Genomic DNA, 7,188 nt, shown 5'->3' on the forward strand with positions numbered 1-7,188 from the left:
CGGTGGGGCGGGGTGAGTGGGCCACCCCGCCCCGGATGGCCGGTGGTGCGTGCGGTGGTGCGGTCAGCCGCGCAACTGGCTGCGCTCGATGGGGGTGCGCTCGATGGGGGTGCGCTCGATGGGGGTGCGCTCGATGGGGGTGCGGTCCATGGCGGGGCGGTCCATGGGGGTGCGCTCGATGGGGGTGCGGTCGAGCGCGGCGCGGTCGAGGGTGCTGCGCTCCAGGCTGCTGCGGTCCAGGCCGCCCTGGCGGGCGGCGGGGACGGTCGTGGCCAGGCCGCCGGTCGGGGCCAGGCCACCGGTCGGCACGGCGGGCAGGTCCTCGGAGCGGTCCGGGCGGCTCGGGCCCGGGACGGCGCCGCTGGCGGCGAGGAGTTCGCTGGTCGGGCGGCGCATGCCGTAGCGGCGGTGCACGGCCTGCTTGGTGACCCCGAGGGCGGAGCCCACCGAGTCCCAGGAGAAGCCCAGCGCGCGGTCGAACTCGACCGCCGCCGCCACCAGGGTCTCCACGCTCTCCCGCAACTCCTGTGCCAGGCGCACGGTCGGTGCCGGAGCCCGCCCGTACACCACGAAGCCGGCCGAGGTGCTGGGGCGCCGCGGTCGGTAGACGTTGCCCAACTGGGCGGTGAGCGTCCGCAGCGCGTCGACCTGGCGCCTCACCCGCTCGATGTCCCGCACCAGCAGGTGCAGGCTCGCCCGCGCCCGGGCGTCGTGGTTGATCTGCTCGGCCATGGCCTACGTGCCACCTTCCGTACGGTTCAGCTCGGCCGGGGCGCGGTGTCCCGTGCGCCCGGCCCCGGTCAATCTCTCTTGACCAACGCCGAAGCGGGGGCCGGGGTAACGCGGCTCGTCGGACTCGGGATATGTCAGAGGGCCCCGGGCCGGCCCGGGGGCACGGTCCGCGGGCATGCTCCGAGGGCATGGGGGGCGGGGTCGGCGCGTTGCATAGACTTGGCCGGAACAGCCGTTGCCCGCAGCTCCGCACGACTCACGACACCTCGACGGACAGGAACCCGTAGCCCGTGGCGATCCAGCCGATCCGTCTCTTCGGAGACCCCGTCCTGCGGGCCACCGCCCAGCCGGTGACCGTGTTCGACAAGGAACTGCGCAACCTGGTCCGCGATCTGACCGACACCATGACGGCCGCCCCCGGCGCCGGCCTGGCCGCGCCCCAACTCGGCGTCTCCCTGCGGGTGTTCACGTACCACGTGGACGGCGTCACCGGGCACCTGATCAACCCGGACCTGTCGCTGAGCGAGGAGGAGCAGGAGGGCCCCGAGGGCTGCCTCTCGCTGCCCGGCCTGCGCTACGACACCAAGCGCGCGTACGGCGTGGTCGCCAAGGGCTTCAACATGTACGGCGATCCGGTGACCCTGGAGGGCACCCAGCTGCTCGCCCGGTGCATCCAGCACGAGACCGACCACCTGGACGGCATCATCTTCATCGACCGGCTCGACCGCGAGCAGCGCAAGGCCGCGCTGAAGGCGATCCGGGAGGCGGACTGGGGCGGCGGGCCCGCGCCGGTCGTCAAGGTCTCGCCGCACAGCACCTTCGGCGCTGCGCGCTGATTTCCGTCGGCTTCCTGAACTCCCTTTTGCAGAAAGGCACTTGATGCGTCTCGTCTTCGCCGGCACCCCCGAGGTCGCCGTTCCCGCCCTGGACGCCCTGCTCGCCTCCGACCGGCACGAGGTCGTCGCGGTGGTCACCCGCCCCGACGCCCCCGCCGGACGCGGCCGCAAGCTGGTCGCCAGCCCCGTCGCGCAGCGCGCCGAGGAGGCCGGGATCGAGGTCCTCAAGCCGGCGAAGCCCAGCGACCCGGAGTTCGTCGCGCGGCTCACCGAACTCGCCCCCGACTGCTGCCCGGTGGTCGCCTACGGCGCGCTGCTGCGCCCCGGCACCCTGGAGATCCCCGAGCACGGCTGGGTCAACCTGCACTTCTCGCTGCTGCCCGCCTGGCGCGGCGCGGCCCCGGTCCAGCACGCGGTGCTGGCCGGCGACGAGGTCACCGGTGCGTCCACCTTCCTGATCGAGCAGGGCCTGGACTCCGGCCCGGTCTACGGCGTGATCACCGAGGAGGTCCGCCCGACCGACACCAGCGGCGAGCTGCTCACCCGGCTCTCCGTCTCCGGTGCGCGGCTTCTCGCGGCCACCATGGACGGCATCGCGGACGGCTCCCTGCACGCGGTGCCGCAGCCCGCCGAGGGCATCACGCTCGCGCCGAAGATCAGCGTCGAGGACGCCCGGATCGACTGGAACCACCCTGCGCTGCGGGTCGACCGCGTGGTGCGCGGCTGCGCGCCGGCGCCGGGGGCGTGGACCGAGTTCCGGGGCGAGCGGCTGAAGGTCACCGGGCCGGTGAAGCTGCTGGCGGACTCGGCCGAACTGGCGCCCGGCGAGGTCGCGATGGTCGGCAAGAACAGCGTGCGGGTCGGGACGGGCAGCCACGACATCGAGCTGGGGGAGGTCCGTCCGCAGGGCAAGAAGGAGATGCGGGCCGCGGACTGGGCCCGGGGCGCCCGGCTTGCGGCGGGGGAGCGGTTCGGGGCGTGAGCTGAGCGCTCGGCGCGCGGGCTGGGCGTTCGGGGCGGTTCTGTTCGTCGCGTGGGCTGGGCGTTCGGGGCGGTTCTGTTCGGCGCGCGGGCTGCTGGGGGTGGGCCTACCTTGGTCCGAGTGGGGGATTCCTCACCAGGAAGGCTGATCCCAATGGCCCGACTCACCTGGACGAGCCCGCGAACCTGGACGAGCCCGCGTACCTGGACCGCCGTGGCCGGTGCACTGCTGGTGACCGCGACCTTCGGGCTGGCGACCGCTCCTCCGGCCGGCGCCTCGACCACCACGGTGGTCGCCGGCACGCCGGCCGCCTCGGGCACGGTCTCCTCCGCCACCTGCCCGGCGAACACCCTCCTGATCGCGGGAGGCTTCGATCTGGGGAACGTCACGGCGGATCCCTCCACCGGTGCGCCGCCGTCGGTGCTGGTGACGCTGAACGGCCCCTCGGCCGACCAGAGCAACACCTGGAACGCCGCCGCCGTGGGCGTCAACGGAACCCAGGCACTCGCCCTCTGCCAGACGAGCTGACCAGCCGTCACGGAGCCCCCTCCCGTGAGGGGGCTCCACCCCGGGGATGCGGGGCGGAGGAGGCTTCGGGTGGTACCTCCCGCAGGGGATATCGTTGAGGTCGATAACCACCGCAGCACATTGAGGCACACAGGTATGAGCACGCCCAGCAGCACCCCCGGCGCCAAGCGCGCACCCCGCCCGCACCGCCGTCCGAAGAAGGACCCGGCCCGGATCGTCGCGTTCCGCGCGCTGCGCGCCGTCGACGAGCGCGACGCGTACGCCAACCTGATCCTGCCCTCGCTCCTGCGCGAAGCCGAGCAGAAGGGCATGGACCGGCGCGACGCCGCCCTGGCCACCGAACTCGTCTACGGCACCCTGCGCCTGCAGGGCACCTACGACGCGATCATCGCGGCCTGCATCGACCGGCCGCTCGGCAAGGTCGACCCGCCGGTCCTGGACGTGCTCTCGCTCGGCGCCCACCAGCTGCTCACCACCCGGATCCCCAGCCACGCCGCCGTCTCGGCGACCGTCGAACTCGCCCGGGTGGTGCTCGGCGACGGCAAGGCGAAGTTCGTCAACGCCGTGCTGCGCCGGATCAGCGCCCACGACCTGGACACCTGGATCGAGCAGGTCGCCCCGCCGTACGACCAGGACGCCGAGGACCACCTGGCGGTCGTCCACTCGCACCCGCGCTGGGTGGTCTCCGCGCTCTGGGACTCGCTCGGCCGCTGGCAGCCGGACGCCTCCGGGCGCGGCGCCGTGGAGGAACTGCTGCGGGCCGACAACGAGCGGCCCGAGGTCACCCTGGTCGCCCGCCCCGGCCGGGCCACCGTCGGCGAGCTGGCCGACGCGCTGCCCGAGGCCGAGCCGGGGCGCTGGTCCCCGTTCGCGCTGCGCCTCGCCGAGGGCGGCGACCCGGGCTCGATCGACGCGGTCCGGGAGAACCGGGCGGGCGTGCAGGACGAAGGCAGCCAGCTGGTCGCGCTGGCGCTGGCCTCGGCGCCCGTGGACGGCCCCGACCGGCTCTGGCTGGACGGCTGCGCCGGCCCCGGCGGCAAGGCCGCGCTGCTCGGCGCGCTGGCCGCCGAGCGCGGGGCGGCGCTCGTCGCGAGCGAGAAGCAGCCGCACCGGGCCCGGCTGGTGGCACGGGCGCTGGAGGGCAACCCCGGCCCGTACACGGTGATCGCGGCGGACGGAACGCGCCCGGCCTGGCGGGCCGGCGGCTTCGACCGGGTGCTGGTCGACGTGCCCTGCTCCGGACTGGGCGCGCTGCGCCGTCGTCCGGAGGCGCGCTGGCGGCGGCGCCCGGCGGACGTCGCGGCCTTCGGGCCGCTCCAGCGGGACCTGCTGCGCTCGGCGATCGAAGCCACCCGGATCGGCGGCGTGGTCGGCTACGCGACCTGCTCGCCGCACCTGGCGGAGACCCGGGCCGTCGTGGATGACGTGCTGCGGGACGAGGGCGGCCGGGTCGAGTGGATCGACGCGCGCCCGCTGCTGCCCGGCGTCCCGGCGCTCGGGGACGGCCCGGACGTGCAGCTGTGGCCGCACCTGCACGGGACGGACGCGATGTACCTCGCGCTGCTGCGGCGGACGGCCTGACCGGAAGCGGTCGTTCGCGCCTTCGGCGGTGACGCTTGCACCTCCCGTAGGGGGAGGCGGCAGGGTGGTGGCCATGAACGGCGACGCGACGTACACCATCGGTGAGCTGGCCCGGCGGACGGGGCTGACGGTCAAGACCGTCCGCTTCTACTCGGACCAGGGGATCGTGTCGCCGGCCGGCCGCAACCCGGTCGGCCACCGACGGTACGGCGCGGACGCCGTCGCCCGCCTGGAACTGGTCCGCACCCTGCGGGAACTCGGGCTCGGACTGCCCGCGATCCGGGGAGTGCTGGAGCGCGAACTCGCGCTGCCCGCCGTCGCGGCGGCGCACGCCGAGGCGCTGGACGTGCAGATCCGGGTGCTGCGGCTGCGGCGGGCCGTGCTGGGGGCGGTGGCCAGGCGCGGGTCGACACCTGAGGAGTTGACGTTCGTGCACCAGTTGGCCCGGCTGTCGGAGGACGAACGGGGGCGCCTGATCGGGGAGTTCCTGGCGGGAGTGTTCGGGGGGTTGGGGGTCGGGGGCGGTGTTGGTGTCGGGGGCGGCAGCTGCGGCGGTGGTGGTGGCCGGTTCGCGGCCGCGGCGCGCTCGTTGACGCCGGAGCTGCCGGAGGATCCGTCGGTCGAACAGGTCGAGGCGTGGGTGGAGTTGGCGCAGCTGGCGGGGGACGACGGGTTCCGGGCGCTGCTGCGCGGGCTCGCCGAGGCGGAGGCGGCGGAGGCGGTCGAGGCGGCGGGGGCCGGTGCGGGAGGGCTGCCGCATCCTGGACTGGGGGTGGCGGTACGGGAGTTGGCCGGGCCGGCGGTCGCGGCGGGGGTGGATCCGGGGTCGGAGGCGGCGGCGGTGGTCGTGGCGGAGCTGCTGGAGCGGTACGCGGGGATGGTGCCGGGAGGCGCCGACGGGGTGGTGCCGGCCCGGCTGGGGGAGAGGCTGGGGGAGAGGTTGGCCGGGATGGCGGATCCGCGGCGGGAGCGGTACCTGGAACTGCTGGCGGTCGTCAACGGTTGGGCCGCGCCGGAGAGTTGGGCGGCGGAGGTGGGCTGGGCGCTGCGCGCCGTGGCGTGAGCCGGTTGCGGGGGCGCGGGGTCGCGGGGTTGCGGGGTTGCGGGCCTGGCTACGGTTTCGGCTTGCGCTGTGCCGGGGGCGGGCAGGGGAGGTTGGTGAGGAAGGCGTGGGCCTGGGCGCGGAGTTCGTCGACCGGCGGATCCTCGCAGACCGCCTCCAGGCCGAGTGCGGTCGTGTGGCCGGAGTGGGAGTAGGACTGGTAGGCGAGGTACGGCCGGTGGTCGTCGGTGGGGTCGAGCCCGACGGCGAAGGTCGCGAAGCGGGTGCGCTCGCGTTCCGTCCGGGCGCCCTCGGTGCGGGAGAGCTCCCACTCGAACTCGTAGGGCTCGGGCTCGGCGGGCAGGTCCAGCAGGGCCTGGGCGAGCTGGCGGACCTCGTCCGGGTTCGCAAAGGGGAGGGACTCGGACCCGAAGGGCGTGGCGGCGAACAGCTCCCAGTCGTGGCCGTTGTGGCTGACGGTCAGTGCCCACTGACCGTCCTTGTCGCGCCAGTGGCAGTGCAGGGTCAGGTCCATGGTGGTCAACCTCCCTGTGGTCATCGGCCGTTCGTATTCCCTCATCGTGGCACACCGGGCGGCGGGCGGAAGTCGGGACTGAGCCGTTCTCGGCCCCGTTGCCAGGCTGCCTGCAGCGGACGGTAGTCGAGGACGGTGATGTCGTGCTCGTCGAGCAGGCGGCGGGCCTCGGCGGAGACCAGGAACGCGTGGTCGGTGCGACGGACCCGCCAACCGTCCTGCGGGGCAAGGGGGTTCGGGCCGGCCAGGCTGGGGTGCACGGCCCACTCGGTCAGGCCCGGCGGGAGGGCGGCGAGCAGACGGGCGAAGTGGGCGGGCTTGTCGTCCGGCGGGACGGCGAAGCTGTCGAGGAAGCCGTGGTCCACCACGGGCAGGCCGCCCTGGCGCATCCGGGCCACCGCGGGCGGCAGCCAGACCCGTACCGCCAGGCCGTACTCGGCGGCGAGGGCGAGGGTGAGGTCGAGGATGTCCTCGCGGCCGCCGTCGGCGAGACAGTGGAAGTCGAGGTGGGTCGGGGCGAGGCCGGCCGACGCCACCGCGTCGATCTGGGCGCGGAACTCGCGCTCGACGTGGTCGAGTCGGGCGCGGGCGAGCAACTCGGCCCGTCCGGCGGGGGTGGGGGCGAAGAACTCCCCGTCCTCGTCGAGGAGGGAGGGCACCCGCTCGCGGGCGGCCAGTGGGCCCCAGCGCAGGTGGGGCGACTCGCAGACCAGGGTGAGGTGGATGCCGAAGGGGACCTCCGGGTGTCGGCGCAGGAGTCGGAGTGCGTGCGGGGCGGCGGCGCACGGGGTCATCAGGCTGCAGGAGGCGGCGATGCCGTTCCGGATGGCGTCGATCACGGCGAGGTTGACGGACTCGTCCATGCCGAAGTCGTCGCAGTTGAGCAGGAGGAGGCCTGTCTCTTATACACATCTCCGAGCCCACGAGACAGGCAGAAATCTCGTATGCCGTC

Annotated in this window: 7 protein-coding genes and 1 pseudogene; 5 read left to right on the forward strand and 3 right to left on the reverse strand. The window is 74.4% G+C overall.

All coding sequences use genetic code 11. The annotated features are described in order from the left end of the window. Positions 1–386 precede the first annotated feature (386 nt). Positions 387–732: pseudogene (locus OP86_RS31665) on the reverse strand (hypothetical protein); the annotation flags it as partial. Positions 733–1,022: 290 nt separating this feature from the next. Between OP86_RS31665 and def the strand changes: the two are divergent. The 5 genes from def to OP86_RS31690 all read left to right on the forward strand — a co-directional run bounded on the left by def (position 1,023) and on the right by OP86_RS31690 (position 5,722). Further along, positions 1,023–1,568: a peptide deformylase gene (def, locus tag OP86_RS31670; protein ID WP_030056180.1), complete on the forward strand. Its 546-nt coding sequence runs from the start codon at positions 1,023–1,025 to the stop codon at positions 1,566–1,568. A 43-nt stretch (positions 1,569–1,611) separates the two neighbouring features. Continuing rightward, a complete protein-coding gene (fmt, locus tag OP86_RS31675) occupies positions 1,612–2,550 on the forward strand; it encodes a methionyl-tRNA formyltransferase (RefSeq protein ID WP_030056179.1) in 939 nt (312 codons plus the stop codon). Between the two features lie 213 nt (positions 2,551–2,763). Beyond that, on the forward strand, positions 2,764–3,078 hold the full coding sequence (locus tag OP86_RS31680; RefSeq protein ID WP_157849900.1) for a hypothetical protein: 315 nt from the start codon (positions 2,764–2,766) through the stop codon (positions 3,076–3,078). Between the two features lie 135 nt (positions 3,079–3,213). Further along, on the forward strand, positions 3,214–4,659 hold the full coding sequence (locus OP86_RS31685) for an RsmB/NOP family class I SAM-dependent RNA methyltransferase (protein ID WP_030261076.1): 1,446 nt from the start codon (positions 3,214–3,216) through the stop codon (positions 4,657–4,659). Between the two features lie 73 nt (positions 4,660–4,732). Continuing rightward, complete coding sequence (locus OP86_RS31690; RefSeq protein ID WP_030261072.1) at positions 4,733–5,722, forward strand: MerR family transcriptional regulator; 990 nt, start codon at positions 4,733–4,735, stop codon at positions 5,720–5,722. 49 nt (positions 5,723–5,771) lie between these two features. On the opposite strand, the gene OP86_RS31695 is transcribed toward OP86_RS31690, so the two are convergent. Then, a complete protein-coding gene (locus OP86_RS31695) occupies positions 5,772–6,260 on the reverse strand; it encodes a hypothetical protein (protein WP_157849901.1) in 489 nt (162 codons plus the stop codon). A gap of 17 nt (positions 6,261–6,277) precedes the next feature. Beyond that, positions 6,278–7,123, reverse strand: coding sequence for a polysaccharide deacetylase family protein (locus OP86_RS31700; RefSeq protein WP_280921474.1), 846 nt, complete (start codon positions 7,121–7,123; stop codon positions 6,278–6,280). Between the last annotated feature and the right edge of the window lie 65 nt (positions 7,124–7,188).

Origin of the sequence: Streptomyces novaecaesareae (genome assembly GCF_000716875.1) — a bacterium.
Taxonomy (GTDB): domain Bacteria; phylum Actinomycetota; class Actinomycetes; order Streptomycetales; family Streptomycetaceae; genus Kitasatospora; species Kitasatospora novaecaesareae.